The sequence below is a fragment of the Streptomyces sp. GL_140 genome (genome assembly GCF_057834465.1).
Window position 1 is genome coordinate 808,940 of the sequence record NZ_CM174404.1, and the last position, 22,315, is coordinate 831,254.

General features: G+C 69.9%; 17 protein-coding genes. 5 read left to right on the top strand and 12 right to left on the bottom strand.

What is annotated here, in order from left to right:
• Window positions 1–69: 69 nt before the first annotated feature.
• The gene (locus AC3IYJ_RS03885) at window positions 70–1,209 is read right to left on the bottom strand and encodes an amidase domain-containing protein (protein ID WP_489399935.1); all 1,140 of its coding nucleotides are present in this window, start codon (window positions 1,207–1,209) and stop codon (window positions 70–72) included.
• A 359-nt stretch (window positions 1,210–1,568) separates the two neighbouring features.
• Here AC3IYJ_RS03885 and AC3IYJ_RS03890 point away from each other — a divergent pair, with 359 nt between their 5' ends.
• A complete protein-coding gene (locus AC3IYJ_RS03890) occupies window positions 1,569–3,596 on the top strand; it encodes a transglycosylase domain-containing protein (RefSeq protein WP_489399936.1) in 2,028 nt (675 codons plus the stop codon).
• A 64-nt stretch (window positions 3,597–3,660) separates the two neighbouring features.
• Here AC3IYJ_RS03890 and AC3IYJ_RS03895 read toward each other — a convergent pair whose 3' ends face one another.
• From AC3IYJ_RS03895 to AC3IYJ_RS03930, 8 genes are all read right to left on the bottom strand, one after another.
• On the bottom strand, window positions 3,661–4,983 hold the full coding sequence (locus AC3IYJ_RS03895) for a polysaccharide deacetylase family protein (RefSeq protein ID WP_489399937.1): 1,323 nt from the start codon (window positions 4,981–4,983) through the stop codon (window positions 3,661–3,663).
• A gap of 293 nt (window positions 4,984–5,276) precedes the next feature.
• Window positions 5,277–5,573 (bottom strand): ribosome hibernation-promoting factor, HPF/YfiA family, encoded by a 297-nt coding sequence (hpf, locus tag AC3IYJ_RS03900; RefSeq protein ID WP_489399938.1) that lies wholly within the window; start codon window positions 5,571–5,573, stop codon window positions 5,277–5,279.
• A 156-nt stretch (window positions 5,574–5,729) separates the two neighbouring features.
• Window positions 5,730–6,581 (bottom strand): PRD domain-containing protein, encoded by an 852-nt coding sequence (locus tag AC3IYJ_RS03905; RefSeq protein ID WP_489399939.1) that lies wholly within the window; start codon window positions 6,579–6,581, stop codon window positions 5,730–5,732.
• A gap of 148 nt (window positions 6,582–6,729) precedes the next feature.
• Complete coding sequence (locus tag AC3IYJ_RS03910; protein WP_489399940.1) at window positions 6,730–8,853, bottom strand: glucose PTS transporter subunit IIA; 2,124 nt, start codon at window positions 8,851–8,853, stop codon at window positions 6,730–6,732.
• Window positions 8,854–9,121: 268 nt separating this feature from the next.
• Window positions 9,122–9,655 carry an SMI1/KNR4 family protein gene (locus AC3IYJ_RS03915; protein WP_489399941.1) on the bottom strand — a complete coding sequence of 178 codons (534 nt, stop codon included), beginning with the start codon at window positions 9,653–9,655 and terminating at the stop codon, window positions 9,122–9,124.
• A gap of 19 nt (window positions 9,656–9,674) precedes the next feature.
• Complete coding sequence (locus AC3IYJ_RS03920; RefSeq protein WP_489399942.1) at window positions 9,675–10,223, bottom strand: SMI1/KNR4 family protein; 549 nt, start codon at window positions 10,221–10,223, stop codon at window positions 9,675–9,677.
• 157 nt (window positions 10,224–10,380) lie between these two features.
• On the bottom strand, window positions 10,381–10,836 hold the full coding sequence (locus AC3IYJ_RS03925; RefSeq protein WP_489399943.1) for a hypothetical protein: 456 nt from the start codon (window positions 10,834–10,836) through the stop codon (window positions 10,381–10,383).
• 193 nt (window positions 10,837–11,029) lie between these two features.
• The gene (locus AC3IYJ_RS03930; protein WP_489399944.1) at window positions 11,030–12,643 is read right to left on the bottom strand and encodes a carbohydrate binding domain-containing protein; all 1,614 of its coding nucleotides are present in this window, start codon (window positions 12,641–12,643) and stop codon (window positions 11,030–11,032) included.
• 322 nt (window positions 12,644–12,965) lie between these two features.
• Here AC3IYJ_RS03930 and AC3IYJ_RS03935 point away from each other — a divergent pair, with 322 nt between their 5' ends.
• A complete protein-coding gene (locus AC3IYJ_RS03935; RefSeq protein ID WP_489399945.1) occupies window positions 12,966–13,703 on the top strand; it encodes a VOC family protein in 738 nt (245 codons plus the stop codon).
• Between the two features lie 217 nt (window positions 13,704–13,920).
• Window positions 13,921–15,156 (top strand): glycoside hydrolase family 26 protein, encoded by a 1,236-nt coding sequence (locus AC3IYJ_RS03940; protein WP_489399946.1) that lies wholly within the window; start codon window positions 13,921–13,923, stop codon window positions 15,154–15,156.
• Here AC3IYJ_RS03940 and AC3IYJ_RS03945 read toward each other — a convergent pair.
• From AC3IYJ_RS03945 to AC3IYJ_RS03955, 3 genes are all read right to left on the bottom strand, one after another.
• Window positions 15,051–16,964, bottom strand: a complete 1,914-nt coding sequence (locus tag AC3IYJ_RS03945) for a glycoside hydrolase family 5 protein (protein ID WP_489399947.1) — start codon at window positions 16,962–16,964, stop codon at window positions 15,051–15,053. The genes AC3IYJ_RS03940 and AC3IYJ_RS03945 overlap by 106 nt on opposite strands.
• Window positions 16,965–17,057: 93 nt before the next feature.
• Entirely contained in the window at window positions 17,058–19,130 is a 2,073-nt protein-coding gene (locus tag AC3IYJ_RS03950; RefSeq protein WP_489399948.1) for a beta-galactosidase, read from the bottom strand.
• Between the two features lie 13 nt (window positions 19,131–19,143).
• Entirely contained in the window at window positions 19,144–20,223 is a 1,080-nt protein-coding gene (locus AC3IYJ_RS03955; protein ID WP_489399949.1) for a LacI family DNA-binding transcriptional regulator, read from the bottom strand.
• 277 nt (window positions 20,224–20,500) lie between these two features.
• Here AC3IYJ_RS03955 and AC3IYJ_RS03960 point away from each other — a divergent pair, with 277 nt between their 5' ends.
• Both AC3IYJ_RS03960 and AC3IYJ_RS03965 read left to right on the top strand, forming a co-directional pair.
• Window positions 20,501–21,388, top strand: coding sequence for a carbohydrate ABC transporter permease (locus tag AC3IYJ_RS03960; protein ID WP_489399950.1), 888 nt, complete (start codon window positions 20,501–20,503; stop codon window positions 21,386–21,388).
• Entirely contained in the window at window positions 21,385–22,254 is an 870-nt protein-coding gene (locus AC3IYJ_RS03965) for a carbohydrate ABC transporter permease (protein ID WP_489399951.1), read from the top strand. The genes AC3IYJ_RS03960 and AC3IYJ_RS03965 overlap by 4 nt, the downstream gene beginning before the upstream one ends.
• The last annotated feature ends 61 nt before the right edge of the window (window positions 22,255–22,315 follow it).

A 22,315-nucleotide genomic window follows, 5' to 3' on the forward strand; every position in this document is an offset into this window, starting at 1 on the left:
CGACGTCCGGGGCCTTTCGGCTTCTCCCGCCGCAAGGGTGCCGCGGCGGGAGAAGCCGAAGGTCACCGGTCAGGTGCGGTACGCGTAGTAGATCGCGTCCGGGTAGGACGCGATGAGGCTCGCGAGCGACTTCCGGTAGGTGTTGGTGGAGTGGTAGGTGACGTACGGCATTCCGGCGCTGCTGCGGTAAGTCACCATCATCGAGTGGTCCTTCGACCCGTCCTTGTTGAAGTCCACCTGAAGGATGTCCCCGACGTCCGCCTGGTAGACGTTGGCCAGGTTGGTGGCCCGCTCGTTGGAGAGGGTGAACCACGACCACTCGTTCGCGCCGACCCACGAGTCGGTCTGCTGGGCGCCGTCGTACCACCAGTTCCGGTAGTCCGACGTGGTGCCGGAGACGTTCTTCCAGCCGCCCGCCTTCAGCGCCTGGCTGATGAAGTTGGTGCAGTCGCCCCCGGCTCCGTTGAACTTCCGGTACGCCGGGTTGTAGTTGCTCCAGTACTTCTCCGCGTACTTCGCCATGGCGGCGTAGTCGTACGCGCCGCCGGTCTTCGCCTTGGGCTTCGGCGTGGCCGGGTACTTGGTGGCTGCGGGCGTGCCCTGCGGATACTGGTTGCCGTCGTCCTTCACGGCGCTCACCTTGGCCGCGAGGGGCTCGTTGACGGCGACGGGGCCGTTGTTCTGGGACTTGATCGAGGCCAGCTCCCAGGAGCCGCCCTTCTTGCTGGTGAGGGTCAGCTCGTACCGCGTCCCGATGTCGGTGGTCGCCGGCTCGTCGCCCCGCAGTTTCTTGTAGGTGAGCGTGGTCTGCTCGGTGATCTGGACGGTCGCCTTCCCGCCGGTGACCGTGGCACGGTCCACGACCACGTGGGTCTCGGCGCCCGTGTAGGCCTCGCCGAGTTCCGCCAGTCGCGTCTTGCGTGCCCGCAGCGACTGGAGAGCGGCGTCCTCATCCTTCTTCAACTGGGCCGACAGGCGGGTCTTCGTGCCGGTCCTGCCGGAGCCGTGGCTCCCTGACTGGTCGTCGACCAGCGCCTGCGTGCGCTGGGAGAGGACGTCGTCGGCTATGCCGGCGAAGGTGTCGGTAGTGGCACGGTCGGCCGCTCGGGGCCCGCTCACCGCGGTCGCGGAGTAGGCGAGCATGCTGCCGGACACCAGGGCCACGGTCAGGGCCGCGATGGCAGCGGGCCTGAACCTCTTGGGTATCACTGTGTTTTCCCCTTTGTCACCCGGTCCACATAAACCGGGGGACGGAAGTTTCGCACAACTGGTCGACCATTTGGTTCCGTTCCTCCTCGCCTCCGGCCGCCCGACAGGAGTCGCCTCGCCCACCGGGCTTACCGCCTCCGTTTCTCACCGGCGATCCCCCGGGCCTGCGGCGATCGTCGGCCACCTGCCGGACGGCTTCACAGCATGTGCACCTAGGGTGGGCGGGAAGAAGCACAGCACAGGGGGCGTTCGGAGTGGGTGGGCAGGACTCGGCCTCAAAGGGGCGATCGCGGGGCAGGCGGCGGGCCGCTCCGCAGGGCGGCGACGGAGCGGTGTCGGGCTTCCGGGGGAAGACCGGGGTGCGCCGTCGGCCCCGCGCCGGGGCCGGCCGCCTCAGTGGCCTCGCACCCGCCGCCGCCGTGGCGCGGACGCAACTGCGGCGCCTGCGGCCCGCCTTCCCGAGGCCGGGCCGCACCGACTGGCGACGGTGGATACCCTCCTGGCGTCAGTGGCTGGGCGCCTGCCTCTACCTGTTCATAGGCCTGGGCGGCTTCATCACCTACGCGTACGCGACCACCGACGTACCCGAGGACCTCAACCACTTCGCCACGCAGCAGGACAACGTCTACTACTGGGCCGACGGTTCCACGATGGCCCGGACGGGCTGGGTCAGCCGGCAGGAGATGCCGCTCGACAAAGTACCCAAGAACGTCCAGGGCGCCGTGCTCTCCGCCGAGAACGCGAGCTTCTACTCGGATCCCGGAGTCTCGCCCTCCGGCGTCCTGCGCGCCCTGGGCGCCACGGTGACGGGTGGCGAGACCCAGGGCGGGTCCACCATCACGCAGCAGTACGTGAAGAACGCCTACCTCAGCCAGGACCGCACCGTTTCCCGGAAGTTCACCGAACTCCTGCTCGCGGTGAAGCTGGACAACCAGAGGCCCAAGAAGCAGATCCTGCAGGACTACCTCAACACCAGCTGGTTCGGCCGAGGCACTTACGGCATCCAGCGCGCGTCCCAGGCGTACTACGGCAAGGACGTCTCGCAGCTCAATGCCAGCGAGGGCGCCTTCCTGGCCTCCCTCCTCAAGGGCGCCGGGCTCTACGACCCCTCCATCAGCAAGGAGAACCACGACCGGGCCGTCGAACGGTGGAGCTGGATCCTGGACCGCATGGTCACGACCGGCAACCTCTCGCGGGCCGAGCGCGCCACGTACACGACGTTCCCCGAGCCCTCGGCCGCGTCCCTCCCCGGCACCGCCGGTGCGCAGGAGGGGTATCTGGTCGAACTGGCCAAGGCCTACGCGGTCAAGGCCGGCCACATCCAGGACTCCGACTTCGACCTCGGCGGCTACCAGATCTACACGACCTTCGACAAGTCGCGCATGGCGGCCCTGACCGCCGCCGTGCAGGACGCCCAGAAGGGGTTCGATGCCGATCGCCGCCCCAACACCGACAAGAACGCGAAGATCGGTGCGGCGAGCGTGGCCCCGGACGGCAGGCTGCTCGCCGTGTACGGGGGCCCCGACTACCGCAAGCAGGGCTTCAACGAGTCGAACGCGACGACGATTCCGGCGGGCACGGCGTTCACGCCGATCGTCTATGCCGCCGCGCTCGACGAAGGAGTGCTGCGCACGCGCGGCAAGGACCGTACGCCCGTCTCCGCCTCCACCACGTACGACGGCAACGACGAGGTCACCGTGCAGACGCCCGAAGGCCCGTACTGGGACCGCAGCGGCAAGGTGGTGAAGGGGCTCAACGACGGTGGCCGCAACTGGGGCCAGGTGACCCTGCGCCAGGCCGTCGCCGACTCCGTCAACACCCCCATGCTCCAGCTCGGGCTCGACGTGGGCCTCGACCGGGTGGACGTCTTCGCCGAGCGCATGGGCCTGCTCGGAGCCAGCCTGGGGCCACGGATTCCGCAGTTCGCCCTCGGGGAGAACTCGACGCCCAGTGCGATCCGGATGGCCGGCGCCTACGAGACCTTCGCCACCGAAGGCGCGCACACCGACCCCTACTCGGTCCGCTCGGTCACCCGCAATGGCACCGCCGTGACGCTCGATGTGCCGGAGCCGGTCCGGGCCACGACGGCCAAGGCCGCCCGCGCGGTGACGGACGCCATGCGGGACGCCGTCACCGCGGGATCGGCGAAGACAGCGGGCAAGGCGCACCCCGGTGCGGCGGGCAAGACCGGAACGACCCCGGCGAACACGGCGGGCTGGTTCGTGGCCAATACCGAGGGCGAGTCGACGGCCGTGGTGGTCTACCGGATGTCGCTGACCGACCTGGTCCCGCTGCCGCTGACGGGGCTGGGCGGCGACGCCCCGGGCACGCCCGCCAGCGATCGGGCGGTGCGCCTGTGGGCCGACTACATCAAAGCGGTGAAGTAGGCCGGAGCGGCGGGGCTCCGGGGCCGCTTCCCCCAGCGCGATCCGGAGCCCCCGCCGAGCCCGACTACTTGATCAGCGTGGTCCAGTCCGGCGCCTGCGCGGGGTCGAGCATGCGCAGTTGGGCAAGGACCTTCGGGTCCTGGGCGTCGAGCCAGTCCGCCAGCTCCTTGAACGACACGCAGCGGACGTCCTGGCGCGGGCAGACGTCCTTCATCACGTCCTCGATGGCCTTCATGTAGATGCCACCGTTCCAGTCCTCGAAATGGTTGCCGATGAACATGGGCGCCCGGCTGCCGTTGTAGACGCGGTTGAAGCCGTTGAGGTACGAGGCCCGGGTCTGTGCCCGCCAGGCCGCGAACTTCGCCGGGTCGCCCTGGGTCTTGTCGCCCGACTGGTTGTAGAGGAAGTTGAAGTCCATGGAGAGGACCTGAAGCTCTTTGCCCTGGAAGGGAACCAGCTGGAGGGGGAAGTTCCATATGTCCGCCTGCTTGGACGGCCACAGCTGGAAGTCTCCCGCGGAACTCGCGTCGTAGCGCCAGCCGTACGGCTTGATCGCGGTCAGGAGGTTCTTCTGGCCCTCCAGGCAGGGCGCGCGGCCGCCGACGACTTCCCGGTCCGGGTCGAAGGGCAGGGGCGCCTCTTTGGTGAAACCGGTGTTGGTCTTCCAGTCCTTCACGAACGCGTACGTCTGGTCTATCTCGCTCTTCCATTCGGCGGTGCTCCAGTCCCCGCCTCCCTTGGGCCCGCAGAAGTGCCCGTTGAAGTGCGAACCGATCTCGTCGCCGTCGGCCCAGGCGCCGCGCAGCTGCTCCAGCGTGGACTTCACGTGCGGGACGGTCGGGTAGGAGATGGCGGCCGAGCCCTGGCTGTGCTGGGGCGGGCGGTAGAGCATCTTCTTGTTCTCCGGCAGCAGGTAGATGCCCGTGAGGAAGAAGGTCATGTGGGCCTTGTTCTCCTGCGCCACCTGACGGAAGTGCGAGAAGAGGTGGTCGTCGCCCTCCAGGGCCCCGTCCCAGGAGAACACCACGAACTGCGGCGGCTTCTCGCCGGGCTTGAGCCGCTCGGGCTTGAGCTGTCCCGGCTGCGGCCCGGTGTAGGAGGTGGAGCCGTCCCCCAGCACCTTGACCTTGCCGTCCCAAGCCTCCCCCGGGCCCTTCGCGGCGGCGGCCTCGTCGGCCGCACCGCCCGGGGCCGCGAGCTTCGCGTCGCGCCCGGTGGCCCCCGAGGAGCCGCCCACGGTGAACGCGTACGCGGCCGCGGCGGCCCCGCCCAGGGCGACCACCGCCACGCCTATGCCCAGACGCCTGCGATTCTGCGCCTGCCTTCGCACTTTGCGGGTGTTCCGGGATTCCTCCCGGGTACCCGGAGCCGTGTCGGTGTCAGCCATCGCAGTCGTCCCCCTGGTCACCGCAGCAGGGCCGCGCGTGGATGGTTCGTACGAATATAGAACTTGTCGGCAATCCTCCTGCACCCCACACCCCTCGCGCACGTCGCTTCACAGCCAACTCACAGCCACGGAGGGCCGGGTGCGGGCCGGTGAGGTGCTCGACAGTGGGGTGGCGACGCCGCCTGCGCGTCGGGAGATCTACCGATCGGTCCAGGCACCAGGCCGGGCGAACGCGGACCGCGCTGCCCTCCCGCCCGATGCGTCGTACGTGAACAACGCGGAGGCCTTCTTGACTACCTGGGGCGTCCGTACTCCCGCTGCGTGTGCCTCCTGACCTGCAGATAGAGCTTTTCGGCCAGTTTGTCGACGGCCACGTGCATGTCGGAGGCCGCCGCGGTGATGGGGGTGAGGTCCTGGCCGTCCACGTGGAGGGCGCCCGTGGCGGTCTGCTCCGAGCCGCTGCTCTTGAGGGTCACCCGAGCGCTGATGGTCTCGTTGCCCTGCCCGTCGAGCCTGGCGAGCTTCTCGTCGACGAACGCGCGCAGCGCGTCGGTGATCTCGACGCCGTCTCCGTTGAGGGTGTGGTTCATCCTTCGCCTTTCGGTTCTCTGGCAGGTCCTGGCTGGTCAGGAGTCCTGGAGGGGATCATTCCCCACCGTACCCGGGCGGTGGGCGCCGGATCCGGACTGGGATCCTGTCCGTCCTCGAGGCCTCGCCGCGCGGGTGCGGTCCGCCGGCCCGCGGCATCAGACGGCGGCGTCGTCCGGTTCCGTGGTCATCCGGGCCACGTGGAGTGCCAGGTAGGAGACCTCGTCGTCGCTCAGGTGCTGCCCCAGGCGAAGCTCGACGATCGTCGCCAGCTGCTGCGCGGTGCGGGTCGCCTCCGGGTAGTGCAGGCGGATGCCCTGGCCGATGGTGGACTCGTGCCCCTTCAGCTGGCGGTGCTGCTGGATCCGCACGAAGAGGTACCGCACGTGGGTGATGAACCGCGCCGCGCTCATGGACTCCTGCGAGACCGACAGCCCGTACCGCTCCCTCACCACGGCGAGCATCTGCTGGATGACACCGGTCATCGTGTACGTGAAGGACAGGTCGCCCGTGGAGAAGCCCGCGTTGACCAGGTGCAACGCGAGCGCGATCGCCTCGGAGGCCTCCAGTCGCGGGTCGACGCGCTCGTTGATCGCCTCCAGCAGGCGCTGCGCCTGGAGGTACTCGGTGGCGTACAGGGCCTCGACCTCCGCGCGCAGCGGGTACTCGATGACGATGCCGCGCGCGGCCCGGTCCAGCGCCCCGGCGACGTGGTCGGCGACGGCGATGGCGAGGGTCGGCCGGGTGGACTCTCGCCCTTCGATCCCGGCTTCGTCGAGGGCGATCACGACGGCCCGCAGGACCTCCTCGTCGATGAGGGCGAGGACCTCGCTCAGATGGTCGGGGTCGCGGCCGTCGGCCGGGACGAAGACGCGGACGATCAGCGCCGGGTCGACGGGCTTGCCCTGGCGGGAGGTGAAGCCGATGCCCCGCCCGGTGAGGATGACCTCCTGGCCCTTGTCGTCGCGCGCGAGGACCACGTTGTTGTTGAGGACCCGCAGCGCCTTCAACGCCTGCTCTCCTTCTCGTCCACAGTCCGGTTCAGCCCAATGATCCCGCATTGGGCGCCACCCGTGCGCCACCCCCGCCCGAGCCGATCCGGCGCGGGCACGCCCCCCCGGAGGTGGCGCGTGCCCGCGTCGGATCGGTGGAGGGTCGTCACCGCCGTACGGTCACCACGGGTGCCCCGGCGCTGACCGTCTGCCCGGTGTGCGGCTCCACCGAGGCGAGGTCCGCCGTGTTGGTGACCGTCATGAGGGTGACGGTCGGGTGCTCCGCCGCGCGCACCGCGTCGAGGTCGACCTCGACGAGGAGGTCGCCTACGGAGACCTGGCGGCCGGCCTCGGCCCGGACGTCGAAGCCCTCGCCCTTCATCTGCACCGTGTCGATGCCGATGTGGATCAGTACCTCGACCCCGTCGGCGGTACGGATGCCGAAGGCGTGGCCGGTGGCGGCGACGATGATCAGTTCCCCGTCGACCGGGGCGACGACGCGGCCGTCGGCCGGCTCGATGCCGACGCCCTCGCCGAGCGCGCGGGAGGCGAAGACGGGGTCCCCGACCTCGTCGAGGCCGACCACACGGCCCGCGACCGGCGCGGCGAGCTCGATGCCCTTCCCGGCGGTGGGGGTGGAGGTGGGGGCGGATGCGGAGGTGGTGGCGGGAGCACCACCGACGGAGACGGACTCCTGAACGGACCCGGCGGTCGACGCCGCCGCACCGACGGTGACGAGCTCGCGGTCATCGGCTGCCGCGGTCTCACCGCGGGAGGCCGCCTCGGCGGCGTCGCGCTCGGCGTTGGCCTGGACGCGGTCCTCCGGGGTGCGGAAGTCGGAGAAGTACACGAGCGCCATCGAGACGAAGAAGGACGCCGTGATCGCGATGGCGTAGGTGGTCATCGGGGAGAAGACCGGGATGGTCAGCAGGGAGGTGAAGGCGAAGGCCTTGGTGTCCACGCCGCCCATGACGCCCACGATCACGCCGCCCACGAGGCAGCCCACGAGCATCCGCGGGTAGATCCTCTTGAAGCGCAGGTGGATGCCGTAGAGCGAAGGCTCCGAGATGCCGCCGAGCAGACCCGCGGCCAGGGCGCCGGTGGCGGTCTGGCGCATCTCCTTCTCGCGGTGACGGAGCGAGAGCAGCAGCACACCGGCGGTCGCACCGAAGCAGGCGAAGTTCCAGGCGCCCATGGGGCCCTGGATGAAGTCGTAGCCCAGGGTGTTGATGTTGACCAGCATGAGCGCGTTCAGCGGCCAGTGCAGGCCCAGCGGCACCAGGAAGGGGTAGATCAGCGGAATCATGATCGCGAAGACGATCGGGGCGTTGCCGTTCAGCCAGGACAGACCCTCGCCGAGGCCGTTGCCGGCCCAGACGCCCAGGGGGCCGATGAGGAAGGCGGTGATCGGGATCATGATCAGCATGCTGAAGAACGGGACGAAGACCAGGTGCACGGCCTCCGGGAAGATGCGCTGCAGACCCTTGTAGACCAGGGCGAGCAGGGCCACCATCAGAAGCGGCACGAACACCTGGCCGCCGTAGTCGTTCAGCTGCATCGGCAGCCCGAACACGTGCGCCACGCACTCCTGGGTGCCCAGCGTCCCGTTGGTGGTGCAGGTGATGCCGGGGATCCCGGACTTCGGGTTGAGCATGCCGGTGAAGTTCGGAGTCATCACCGCGGCCATCACCGCGGCGCCCACCCAGGGGTCGACCTTCAGCTTCTTGGCGGCGTTGTAGGCGACCATGATCGGCAGGAAGTACAGCACCGAGCGCCACATGGCGTCGACGAACACCCAGGTGGCGGACTTGTCGGCGGCACGGAAGTCGACGAAGCCGAGGGCGTCGAGGACGGAGGCGATCGCGATGATGAGCGAGGAGCCCAGCAGCACGCCCATGAGCGGGCGGAACGAGTCGGAGAGGTACTCGAAGAAGTTGTCGACCGCGGCGTAGCGGCCGCGGCTCTTGGCCCGCATCGACGCCTTGACGTCTGCGTCGGACTTCGGGGCGGGCGCGGCGCCCCCGCTCATCGTCGGCAGGTTCATGATCTCGGAGTAGACGCGTGCGACGGCTCCGCCGATCACGATCTGCAGGCGGTCACCGGACTGGGGCACGGTGGCCATGACGCCGTCGAGTGCGTCGAGTGCGGACGCGTCGACCTTCGACCCGTCGTGGAGCTGGAAGCGCAGCCTCGTCGCGCAGTGCGTGAGGCTCTCGATGTTCCCGGCTCCACCGACGCCGCGGAGGATCTGCTCCGCCAGCGTGCCGGGTCCGGCTACGGGTGTGTTCATGATGCGTCCTTGCATCCTGGGGCTCTTGCCATCCTGCTTCGGTCCACGATCTCTTCCGCCCGGATCAGGGCAACAAAAAAGGCCCGGGTCGCGCACGCGGCGCTACCCAGGCCTTGCCTCCCCTCGAACGGCACGCCGCCTTGGCGTCGCGTGGCGACGAAGGTGACGTCCTCGGGGAGTAACAATCCTGCGATCGAGATCGATCAAACAAAACCTTAACACCGGGAAATACCCACGGAGAACGCCTCAGGCCACAGCGTGCCGCGCGTCACACCGCGCCGAGTCGGCGGAATTGATGGCCGGCCCGGGGGAACGAGGACGAGAGGATGCCCGATCGCAGCTGCCCGTCGAGGGAAGCCGCGAGGAACCGCGTGCAGGTGACGTCGAAGTGCTCCCAACGGTCACCGCGCGCCTCGTTCACCATCACGGTCCACCGGTCGGGCCCAAGGCCCGGCCGGACGAGCCAGTAGAGGCAGTCTCCGTTGTCCGTGGTCGCCCACGGGACGACCCGGGAGCCCTTCGCTTCGACCTCGGCCGGCCTCTTTTCGAATTCCCACAGGCCTTCCAGGTCTTCGGCCCGGTCCACCGCCCATTCGACGAGGTCGTAGTTCTCGTTCGGGCAGCCAGGCTCGAGGACGTACAGGTAGTCGTCCCAGTTGCTCCCTCCGTAGACACGGATGAGCTCCTTGTAGTCGGAGGGAAGCGCGACACCAAGGGCGCGTTCGGCCTCCTCCCAGTCCTTGTGACGGGGCTCGCCCGGCGCCGAGGCGATCTCGCGCAGACGCGCAAGGGCGTTGGTCATGGCCGGGTCCCGCCGCCGCCTACGCCTTCCGCCAGTGCACGAATGACGCTTCGTCCGGCAGGAGGGTGCTGATCCCGTTCTCTCGAAACGCCTCGTCGCCCAGGAGCCTGTGGAGGAACTCGGCCATCCCGAGTTCGTGCAGCTGCATCATGGGGCTGGTGTGCCTCCCGCAGACCAGGACCGGCCATCGATCCGGGTCTTCTTCCGTCGTCACCCAGCAGTAGATGTCCGCCCCCACGGTGACGCCCCACGCGATGATCGACTCGGGGTCCACGTCGAAGTCGGCCTCGTCGCGCTCCATCTCCCAGGTCTCGCGGGCGTTCTCGGTTTCGAGCCGCAGGCCGGGGCCGTCCCTGTAGGGGTACCCGTCCGCCCGCAGCGACGGCAGCAGGATGCTGATGCCGTCGCTGATCACACCCGCCCCGTAGACCTCCATGAAACGGACGTAGTCCGAGGGGAACCGGGTCCCCCAGGCCGCCTCCACCTCAGCCCAGTCGACCCGCTCGTCCACCCCGCCGGCAACCGGCATGAGCTCGGCAAGTACCGCCACCGCGTCCGTCCCGCGCATGTCCCGCCCTTCGTTCCACTGCCCGTACCGGGCCGCGTGTCCTGTCCGAGGGCCCAACCTACGAGCACCAGTCCGCCGGGGGATCTCCGGGGCTCCCGGGCCCGTAGCCGCCCCCGCCGGGAGGGGGCGGCTACGGGGCATGCGTTCGGGCGGGGGCTCAGCAGGTGAGGGTGACTTCGTGGACCACCGGGCTGGCCGGGCGGGGGAACGAGGTCACGCCGAAGGTGGCGCGGACGGTCGAGCCGCAGGGGACGGTGCCGACCAGACCGCGCACCTCGATTTTGGCCGCGGTGAAGACGACCGACTTGAACTGCGTGCGGGGCGCGGTGTCGCCGACGGCATCCACCGACAGGGTGGTGAGCAGTTCCTTCGCGGCGGGTGCCGGGCTGCCCGGGGAGGGCGGACCGGCCAGTGCGACCGTCCCGTAGAACTCGACGGTGGTACCGGTGACCTCGGCACACACCCGCGTGGCCAGACCCGCCTGGAGGCCCGAGTTCCCGCAGGTGACGACCGTCCCGGTCGTGTCGGCCGGCAGGGCGGCGGCGCTCGCCGGGGTGATCGCGCAGACGGCCAGGCCTGCGGCACTGGCGGCGAGCAGAGCTAAGCGGTTCATCGGGGTCGTCCTCCTCGTGAAGGAGCGCCGTCCGAGGGTTCTCGGCTGGCGCTTATGGCATGTGATATTTCACATGCCATAAGAACGTGGAGTGTTCAAGATCTGAACTCCCCCTGGCCGCACCAAGACGCTCGGACGGTCTCGGCCCAGTCGGCGGGCCGGCGGGCCGGGGTCACCCGGCCCGCCGGGATGGTCAACGGCCTTGGAGGGACTTGACGTTGTCGCCGAAGGTCCAGCTCTTCGAGCCGTCCCAGTTGATCGACCAGGTCATGAGGCCCTTCAGCGAGCCGCTGAAGGCGTTCCACGACTGGCTGACCAGGCTCGGCGCCATGTAGCCGCCGCCCGCGCCGGATTGGGCCGGGAGGCCGGGCACCTGCTTGTCGTAGGGCACCTTGATGGTGGTGCCCTGGATGGTCAGGCCGTTGTTGAGGCAGGTGGTCTGCGCGGTGAAGCCCTGCACGGTACCGGCCTGGTAGGAGTCGCCGGAGCAGCCGTACATGCTGCCGTTGTAGTACTGCATGTTGAGCCACCACAGCCGGCCGTTGTCGGCGTACTTCTTGATGACCGGCAGGTAGGCGCCCCAGATCGACCCGTAGGTGACGCTTCCGCCGGTGACGTAGGCGGTTTCGGGGGCCATCGTCAGGCCGAAGCCCGCGGGCATCTGGGCCAGTACGCCGTCGATGATGCGGACCAGGTTGGCCTGGGAGGCGGACAGCGTGTTGATGTTGCCGCTTCCGGAGAGGCCGGTCTCGATGTCGATGTCGATCCCGTCGAAGTTGTACTTCTTGAGGATCGGGACGACGGTCGCCACGAACTTGTCGGCGACGGTGCTGGAGCTCAGGTCGATTCCCGCCGTGGCGCCGCCGATCGACATCAGGATCGTCGCCCCGGCCGCCTTGGCCTGGCACATTTCGGCGGGGGTCGCGACCTTGACGCCGGTGTCCATGCCGTCCTGCCACTGGACGGTGCCGTCCGAGAGGATCACCGGGAAGGCGGCGTTGATGACGTTGTAGCCGTGCGCCGCTATCCGGCTGTCCGTGATGGGGATCCAGCCCATGCCGGGGTGGACGCCGTTCGAGGCGCCGTCCCAGTTCTCCCAGTACCCCTGCAGGACCTTGCCCGAGGGCCTGGGCTTGGTCGGGCAGGTGTCGCCCTGCGGCGGAGTGGTGGTGGGAGGAGCGGTGGTCGGCGGGGCCGTGGTGGGCGGCGCGGTCGTGGGCGGGGCCGTGGTGGGCGGGGCCGTCGTGGGCGGGGCCGTCGTGGGAGGCGCGGTGGTCGGCGGGGTGGCGGTCGGCGTGGGGGTGCTGCCGCCGGGGCCGATGAGCGACACGTCGTCCGCGTAGTACACGGGCTGGCCGTACCAGCCGTGCAGGTAGACGGTCACCGAGGTGGTGCTCGGCCCGGTGGTGAAACCGACGCCGAGCTGGCCGTACGACGGGCTGTTCGGCGTCCAGGTGGACGTGGTGCCGGTGAGGCCGGTGCCGGTGGCGCCCAGGTAGACGTAGCTGCCCTGGACGTAGGCGCTCAGCGTGTACTGGGAGTTGGGCTGGACGCTGACGGTCTGGGTGCACTGGGCGTTGTCCTGACCGGTCGGCGTCGCCTTGAGCGCGGAGGCTCCGGAGCGGACCGGGCCGGAGACGGTCGCGCCGGAGCCGCCGGAGCAGGTCCAGTCGGAGAGTCCGTTCTCGAAGCCGGAGTTGACCACCAGGTTGGCCACGGCGGCCTCGGTCGTCGCGGCCCCCGCCGTGACGGAGCCGGCCACGGCCAGTCCGGCGCCGATGACGGCGGTGGCACTCGCCGCGGCCAAGGAGCGCCTCAGCGCGGCGGGAGGGCGGGTGTCGCCCGGGAGACGTGGAGTGCGCGACCTTCGACGGAACATGCTGCGCTTCCTTACCGCCGAGCGTCATGGGCATGACCAATGCGTGGGAGGCATGACGCCTGGCTCTGGGTGAGGTGGGGACAGGTGGGGCTGCCGGACCGGATCGTAGGAGCGACGGCGAGGCCGGTCAATAGGTCTGGACCAACTCCAGTTGGCAGGATGAGCAGCGCAGTTGGCGGGCCGGTCGGTCCCTGCCCGGTGACGGGACACGCGTTTGTCGTCGCAGGACGGTGTACATAGGGTCGGCGGCATGGCGACTCGACTGGTTCAAATTGCGATGGATGCCCGGGACGACTCCGCGCTCGGCCGCTTCTGGGCGCAGGCCCTCGGCTGGGGCACGGACAGCGAAGAACCCGGCGTGACCAACCTCGAACCCGTGGGCCTCGTCTATCCCGACCCCGTTGCCGTCTGCGTCGACATAGTTCGCGTCCGGGAACCCAAGACGGTGAAGAACCGTCTGCACATCGACCTTGCCACCGCTTCTGCCGCCCACCGGGCCGAGCTGGTCGCCCGCCTCCGGGCCCTCGGCGCGACGCCCGCCGACGTGGGCCAGGGCGACGTCCCGTGGACGGTACTGGCCGACCCGGAGGGCAACGAGTTCTGCGTGCTGGAGCCCCGGTCGGTCTACCGGGACACCGGGCCGATGGCCGCCGTCGTGGTCGACTGCGCGGATCCGCGGGCCATGGCCCGGTTCTGGGGCGAAGCAATGGACTGGACCGTGCACGAGGTGGCCGACGACCACGCGTCGCTGCGCTCCGCCGCGGGCGTCGGCCCGTATCTGGAGTTCGTCCGCACACCCGACGCGAAGACCGTGAAGAACCGCATCCACCTCGACCTCCGCGCGTACCCCGGAGACGATCAGGCGGCGGAGGCGGCCCGGCTGCGGGCTCTCGGCGCCACCGACGTCGACCTCGGCCAGGGCGACGTCCCGTGGACGGTACTGGCCGACCCGGAGGGCAACGAGTTCTGCCTCCTCACCCCGCGCTGACCACGGAGCCGCGCGAGCCGACCGACCGCAGCACGCCCGTACGGGGGGGGCGAAGCCGGGGATCGGGATCCGCGGCGGGCTTCGCCTGGTCGGCCCAAGCGGAGGGGGTCGGCTGCCGCTAATGGCCCAGCGCGGGGTCATCGGACAGGCCATGAGTCGGATGGGATGCCTAACGTCGCTGCCATACACATCGGTCCGCGAACCCTGTGGAGGCACCATGTCCCGTCGGAGCCGCTGGCTGGCGGGGGCCTGCGCGAGTACGGTCGCCGTCGGCCTGCTCGTCACCGGGGGCTCGCTCGCCACGCCGGCGCGAGAGGATTCCGGCGGTGGCGGCCGGAGCGGGATCGCCGTGGGCGCCTACCTCCACTACGGCTCTCCCGGCGTCGACCGGATGCGGGAGCTCTCGCGCTGGCTCGGCGGTACGGAGCTGCGCGCCGGGCACACCTACCTGCCCGGCGACACCTGGTCGAACATCGAGGGCGCACCCGATTCCCTGCGGAGCTGGGCACGATGGCGCAACGCGCGCGAAGACCGGCTGTTCGTCCTGAACGTGCCGATGCAGGAGCGCAACGAGGCCGGCGTCCCGGACCGCCGGGTCGCCGAGCTGATCCGCTCCGGCGCACGGGGTGACAACGACCACCACTTCCGGCGGCTGGCCGAGCGTCTGGTCGCCCTCGGAGTGCCCGACACGGTGATCGTGCTCGGCTGGGAGATGAACGGCTTCAACTACACCCACCGCTGTCGGCCCGACCCCGAGAACTGGCAGAAGTACTGGCGGCGCATCGTGGCCGCCATGCGCTCCGTGGAGGGGGAGCGGTTCCGTTTCGACTTCGCCCCCAACCGCGGTGGCGACGCGATCGCCTGGACCCGGTGCTACCCCGGTGACGACGTGGTCGACATCATCGGCATGGACAGTTACGACCAGCCGCCCGGCCGCACCTTCCGCGAGCAGGTCACCCAGCCCTACGGGCTCCAGCAGCAGGTCGACTTCGCGAAGGCGCACGACAAGCCGATCTCGTACCCCGAATGGGGGCTGTTCCGCAACGGCGACAACCCCGACTACATGCGGCGCATGCTCGCATGGATCGCCGAGCACGAACCGCTCTACCACAGCATCACCGACTACTGCCCGCACGGCGTGTGGCAGTGCAACAAGAACCCGCGCTCCGCGAAGGTGTTCCGGGAGTTCCTGTCCGGCAACGGCCGCCTGGACGGAAGTGGGAACGGCGGCCCGAACGGCGGCCGGAACGACAAGGCTCGCGCAGAGGACCGGACACCAGGATTCACCTCGTGGCCGCCCGTCTGCGCGAGCCCGGCATCACCGCCCGCGGGGCGGGAACCCGGCCGTCACAGCTTGCGGCACAACAGGGCGTCGGGCGTCTTGCCCTTGGCCCACGCCCCGGTGAAGGCGATCCCCGCGGCGTACTCGTCCGTCGCGCACTGCCCCTTGTAGTTGCCGGACGCGAACTCTCCCCCGGGGCCCGCGGCCGGCCGGTTGTCGCCCCGGTCGAACCAGACGGTACGGCCGCTCGTCCCGAGCGTCCTGCCGGCCTGGGCGCAGAGGACCGCGGAGACCGCCTGGCCCCGCAGGCTGTAGCCCGTCATGAACTGGTTGGGCCCGCACTGGTACTTGGTGTAGCCGCCGGCCCAGTCGCCCTGCCGTACGTAGCGTTCGTCGCCCACCACGGTCGTCGCCGGGACGGTGGCGCCCAGGGCGGCGGCCCCGGAGTCGGTGCACAGACCGCGCCCGTCACGGTGCGACAGGCCGACGAGCCGCTGCCCGTCGGGGCAGGTGCCCTTGCGGGCTCCCGGGTCCCAGTCCCCGAGCGTCCTCATGCGTGCCGACTGGACGGCATCGGCGTGATCGAGGTTGAGCATGTCCCAGGTGTCGGAGACCGCGACCTGGCCGCTCTTCTGGGGCGCGGAGACCAGCCTGTTCCAGTTGGCGGCACGCCAGTCACCACCGTCCAGGATTCCGGAACGGCGGCCCGCCTCATCGAAGTTCAGGATCGACCAGCTGCCGTGTCCGGCCCATCCGACCAGGGGCCAGTAGGCGAAATCGGTGTCGTTGGCGATCAGGTAGTCCACGAGGTTCCCGAACCAGGCTCGCGCCTGCGGGTTCGTCTCGTCACTGCCGATGCCGAACTCGCTGATCCACAGGGGCGCGGCGAAGTGGGTGCCGGTTTCGGAGGTGACGTAGAACGCCTGGCGCTGCAGGGTCGCGAACAGGTCCTCGCGGGAGAGGTCCTGGTAGCGCGGATCGTGGGTCTCGCCCGTACCGGTCGCGCCGGTGTGGTTCGGCCCGGTGTAGCCGTAGAAGTGCGCCGCGTAGACCAGCTTGTTCGAGGCGACCAGGGTGTGCGAAAGGGTGCGTACCGGTTCGAGGGTGGGACGGCCGTGAGGCAGTCCGTCGGCCGGGATGCCCTGCCAGTTGATCCCTTCCACGATCACCAGCAGATCGGGGTTGGCCTCGGTGAGCAGCCGGTCGCCGAGGTGTTGGGACGCGGCCCACCAGTCGTGTCCGTCGCCCCAGTTCCAGTTGGCGTCGTCGGTGATGGTGCGGCGGACCTCGTTGTAGAGGTCGGCGCCGACCACGCGCTTGTTGTCCTTGTAGCGGCGGGCGAGGCCGATCCAGTCGTCCTCCCACTGCGCGGTGGACTGGCTGGTGTTCCAGCGTTCGTTGCCGTCCAGACCGCAGCAGAAGCGCGAGGTGTTGGTGTGGTTGTTGAGCACCACCGCGAAGCCCTCGGCGGTGGTGGCCGCGATGACGGCGTCGAAGACCTGGAGCGGGGTCTTCCCGCGCAGTTGCGGGTTGGCGGCGACCGAGGCGTCGGAGACCGGGCGCTGGTCGTGGAGCATCTCGTTCGAGAACGGCAGCCGTATGCTGTTGATGCCGAGCTCGTGGAATCCGTCGAGGATCTTCGGGATCGGCGCGCGGTCCAGGCCGAGCGGCATCTGGTCGGCCTTCTCGCCGTCGTGGTGGCTGGCCGGGTCGTTGATGTCGCCGGAACCGCTCCAAGACCCTTGGGCGCCCTGCCAGTTCGCGGATTTGAGCTTGAAGCGGTTGCCCTCCGCGTCGACGATGTAGCGGCCCCGGGTACTGAGGGGCCCGCGCCAGGAGTCGGACAGGGCGGCAGGCGTTCCGGCCGCCGCGGGAGTCGCGCTCGCGGCGGAAGCGGACGCGCCGGCCGCCGGGGCGGCGCCGAGCGCTCCGAGCAGGAGCGCGGCGCCGAGTACCGCTGGTAGTAGGGGTCTTCTCACTTGGTCCTCCGAGGGGGCCTGGGAACGGACGTGCGTGGGCGAAGCTGGTGCGGTCCTGGGGGTGTGGGGTCGCGCCGTCGTGCCGTCGTGCGGTCAGCTGCCGTCGTTGCCGAGGACGGCGACGCCTCGCGGTGCGAGCGTCACGTGGCGCACGAGGGGCCTCTTGCCGTCGAGGAGGTCGCGGCGGTCGGCCGGCAGCGTCACCTCGTGCGTGTCCCCGGTGTGGTTGAGCAGGATGAGGACGTCGTGATCGGCTCCGTGCCGGACCGTCGCCTGGATTCCGGCGGGCAGGCCGGGCAGGACCGGGGCGACCCCCGCGTCGGCGAGCGCGCGGTCGACGACGGCGCGCATCGTCAGGGGATCGGGGCGGGTCGCGAGGTAGCGCGCCGTCCCCGCGCCATGGGCGTGCACCGTGGCCGCCGGGCGGTCGTCGTCCCAGTCGGGTCCGGCGAAGAACAGTTCGGGGCGGGCGCCGACGAGCTTCACGTCCTCGCGCCACAGCGAGGCCGGGGCGGGGGCGGCGCCGATCCCGAGGGCCGAGGCCTCTCCTTCCGGAGCCCGGAGGTGCACCGGCTCGCCGGCGGCGGCCGGCCAGAACTCCTCGACCCGTACGCCCAGTACGTCGCCCAGCGGGGCCGGATACCCGCCGACGTGGACGCGGTCGTGCTCGTCGACGATCCCGGTGAAGAACGACGCGAGGAGGGATCCCCCTTGCGCCACGAAGGCCCGTATCCGCTCCGCGTTCGGGGCCGACAGCAGGTAGTGACTGGGCAGCACCAGCAGCTTGTACGGCGAGAGGTCCGCGGAGGGGTGGACGACATCGACGCCGATGCCCGCCTCGAACAGCGGGGCGTAGTGGTCGAGGACGCGGTCGAGGCAGCGCACACCGTCCGAGGGGTGCGAATCGAGCTCCAGGGCCCACCAGTTGTCCCAGTCGAAGGCGATCGCGACCTCGTTGCGGATCCGCGTGCCGGCCAGCTCGGGCACCAGGGCCAGTTCCCGACCCAGCTCGCGCACCTCGGTGTGCACCCGGGTCTCGGAGCCCGCGTGCGGGACCATGCCGGAGTGGAACTTCTCGGCGCCGCCGCGGGACTGCCTCCACTGGAAGTACATGACGGCGTCCGCGCCCTGCGCCACGGCCTGCCAGCTCCACAGGCGCATCCGGCCGGGCGCCTTGCCCCCGTTGCGGACGCGCCAGTTGACGGCGGACGGGGCCTGCTCGGTCAGCAGCCAGGGCTCGCCGCCGCCCGCGCAGCGCAGGAGGTCGTAGGACAGTGCCGCGCCGATGTGCGCCGCCTCCTCGTGCGGGTCCGGGTAGCTGTCGAGGGCGAGGACGTCCATCTCGGGCGCCCAGGCGTGGACGTCCACCGCCTTGTGGCCTGCGAGGAAGTTCGTGGTCACCGGGACGTCGGGGGTGAGGCGGCGCAGCACGTCGCGTTCGAGGGCGAAGCACGTGCGCAGTGCGTCGCTGCTGAACCGCTTGAAGTCGAGCTGCTGGGAGGGGTTGGGGTAGGTGGGTGCGGTGCGCGGTGGCAGGACCTGGTCGAAGGATGCGTAGCGCTGCGACCAGAAGTCGGTGGACCAGGCGTCGTTGAGGGCATCGACGTGTCCGTACCGGGCCTTCAGCCAGTTCCTGAAGTCGGCGGCGGAGGTGTCGCAGAAGCATTCTGCGACGTGGATCCCGTACTCGTTGCCCACGTGCCACAGGCCCAGGGCCGGGTGGTCGCGGTAGTGCGTGGCGACGGCTTCGACCAGGCGGACGGCCCGGTCGCGGAAGACCGGGCTGGAGGGGCAGAAGTGCTGGCGGCCGCCCGGGGACAGAATGCCCCCGGAGGCGGTGACCGGCAGGATCTCGGGATGCTCGGCGGCGAGCCACGGAGGCGGCGACGCGGTCATGGTCGCCAGATCGGCGGTGATGCCATGGGCGGCGAGGTCGTCCATGACGGTGTCGAAGAAGCCGAAGTCGTAGGCGTCGCGGGCGGGTTCGACGCGGGCCCAGCCGAAGACGGCCAGGTTGACGAGGTTGACGCCCGCCTCGTTCATCAGGCGCAGGTCTTCGGCGCGGGTGGCCTCGTCCCACTGCTCGGGGTTGTAGTCGCCGCCGAATCCGAGGCCGCCCAGTCGCGCACCCAGGCCTCGGGCACGGCCTCGTGCCGGAGAGTTCATCTTCCTCACCCCTTCAGGTGCTTCGGGAGGCATTGCGTTTCGTGTGGGGCGGCGGCGCCGTGCTGTTGCGCTCGACCAGGCTCGGCATGACCGACACGACGGCGGAGTCCGCCGACGGGGCGCCTTCGATCTGACTGAGGAGGCGGTCCACGCAGGCCGCGCCGACCCGGGAGAGGTCCTGGTCGACGGTGGTCAGGGGCGGGAGGAAGTAGCCGGATTCGGCAATGTTGTCGAACCCGACCACGCTCACGTCCTCGGGAACCGAGCGCCCCGCGTCGCGCAGCGCCCGTACCAGCCCGAGGGCCATCTGGTCGTTGGCGGCGAACACCGCGGTGACCTCGGGCCGGTCGGCGAGTTCCCGGCCCGCCCGGTAGCCGCTCTCGGCGGTCCAGTCGCCGTGGACGACCGGTGGGACCGGGGCACCCGCCGCCATGACCACCCGCTGCCACGCTTCGGCGCGGCGGCGCGCGGGATGGGAGTCCTGCGGGCCGGCCAGGTGCCAGACCGTGGGATGGCCGAGCCCCAGCAGGTGTTGCACGGCGATCTCCGCACCGGCCGCGTGGTCGGTGTGGACGCCGGGGTAGCGGTGGTCGTCGCCGCCGTCCACGACCACGACCGGGAGTCCGAAGGGCAGCATCAACGAACCGGTGAGGATCTGCGCCTCGTTGACGATGACCCCGTCGACCGCGTGGCCGCTCAGCCGCCGGAAGGCGTCGAGCACCGCCTCCTGGGTCTGCGCCTGCGGTACCACGACGTTGACCGAGTACTCCGTCGACTGCACGGCGGAGACGATCGACTCCAGGGTGCGTGCGTTTCCGTGCGCCTTGAGGTCGAAGCTGATGACGCCGATCATCCGGAACTTGCCCGTGGCCAGGGCCCGGGCGGCGGTGTTGGGGCGGTACCCGAGCATGCGCACGGCGCGGACGACCCGGTCTCGGGTGGCGTCGTCGACCCGGGCGGTCCCGTTGACCACCCGGGAGACGGTCTGCGCCGAGACCCCCGCCATGGCCGCGACGTCCGCCATCGACGGGGGCCTGGGGCGATCCGCCGCCGGAGTACGGGGCCTGCGCGGCCGCTGCCCGTCCTTCGCCATGGTGCAGCTCCTCTCCCAGGGTGATGCCCAGGCGTCGTCCTGGCACTCATCATGTTTGCGCGAACATGCTGCATTGGTCAACAGGTCACCAGTCGGATTCGGAGCCGGCCGGCGAAGCCTTCCTTGCAGGCCGACCCTTCCAGAACCCTTTATCCACCTGCCAATTGACGGATAGACAGAGAACTCTGACAGAACTCTTGACACTCACTGACAGCGCTCGACACACTTCCGAACCGCGCCACCGTGTTGGCGCTAACATCCATCGGAGGTCCTATCCGTGACAAGACGCGGCGCTGTTCGGCGCAACCTCACCGCCCACGCGTTCCTGCTGCCGTTCCTCTGCGTCTTCGCCATCGGAGTCGCCGCCCCGCTGGTCTACTCGGTCAATCTGAGCCTCTATCAGGAGCGCATGATCGGCGGGAGGGTCTTCACCGGGCTGGACAACTACACCAAGGCGTTCAGGGACAACCTGTTCCATGCCGGCCTCGGCCGCGTCGCGCTCTTCTTCGCGATCCAGGTGCCGCTCATGCTCGGCCTCGCCCTCGTGGCCGCCCTCGCGATCGACAGCGGGCGACTGCGCGCCCCGGGCCTGTTCCGCATCGGCCTCTTCGTCCCCTACGCCGTTCCCGGTGTGGTCGCGGCACTGATGTGGGGCTACCTGTACGGAGACCGCTTCGGCCTGGCCGGCGAAATCGGCGACCTCCTGCACACCGAGTTGCCCGACCTGCTCTCCGAGAGCTGGATGCTCGCGTCGATCGGCAACATCGTCACGTGGTCGTACGTCGGCTACAACATGCTGATCTTCTACGCCGCCCTGCGCTCCGTACCCGAGGAGCTGTACGAGGCGGCCGAGGTCGACGGCGCCGGGGCCTTCCGCAAGGCGTTCAGCATCAAACTGCCCGCCCTGCGCCCCGCCCTGCTGATGGCGACCACCTTCTCGGTGATCGGCAGCTTCCAACTCTTCAACGAGCCGAGCGTGCTCCAGTCCCTGGCACCCGCGGCCGTCACCACGAACTACACGCCCAACATGTACGCCTTCAGCCTCGCCTTCGACGGACGCCAGTTCAACTACTCGGCCGCCGTCGCGGTCCTGCTCGGCCTGGTCACCGTGATCGTCGCGTACGCGGTCCAACGTGCGACCGCCCGAAGGGAGCAGCTCCTGTGACCGCCACCCGGCGCCGTCCCGGCAGGTCCACCGCGCTGACCGTGGCAATGTGCCTGATGCTCGCGTACACCCTGGTCCCCCTGCTCTGGCTCGCGATCAGCGCGACGAAGTCCAACCAGACCCTCTTCGACTCCCCCGGCCTGTGGTTCGGGGACGGCTTCCACCTGTTCGACAACATCCGGGACGTCTTCACCTACGACGGCGGGATCTACCTGCGCTGGTTCGGCAACACCCTGCTCTACTCGGTGGTCGGGGCGGGCGGCGCCTCCGTCATCGCCACGATGGGCGGGTACGCCCTGGCCAAGTTCGAGTTTGTCGGCCGGCGCGCACTGTCCGCCCTGGTCATCGGCGCGATCTCGATCCCGGCGTCCGCACTCGCGGTCCCCACGTACCTGCTCTTCAGTGACATGGGCATCGTCAACACGCCGTGGGCGGTCCTGCTGCCCTCCCTGGCCAGCCCCTTCGGCCTCTACCTGATGCGGGTGTACGCGACCGAGGCCGTGCCGGACGCGATGCTGGAGGCCGCACGCATCGACGGCGCCAGCGAGCTCCGGATCTTCCTGACCATCTCGACGCGCCTGCTGGCTCCCGGCTTCGTCACGGTGCTGCTGTTCACCCTCGTCGCCACCTGGAACAACTACTTCCTGCCGCTGATCGTGCTCAACGACCCGAAGCTGTTCCCCCTCACCGTGGGACTGCGCCAGTGGGACTCCCTCGCACAGGGCGGCGCCGGCGCCGGGGCCATACCCATCCTCCCGCTGGTGATCACCGGGAGCCTCCTGGCGATCGTCCCGCTGGTCGTCGCGTTCCTCTTCCTCCAGCGGTTCTGGCAGTCGGGGCTGGCCGCCGGCGGCGTCAAGCAGTAGTCGGTGTCGAGCAGTAGTCGGCGTCGAGCAGTGGCCCACCCCGCTCCACCTCCCCCTCGAA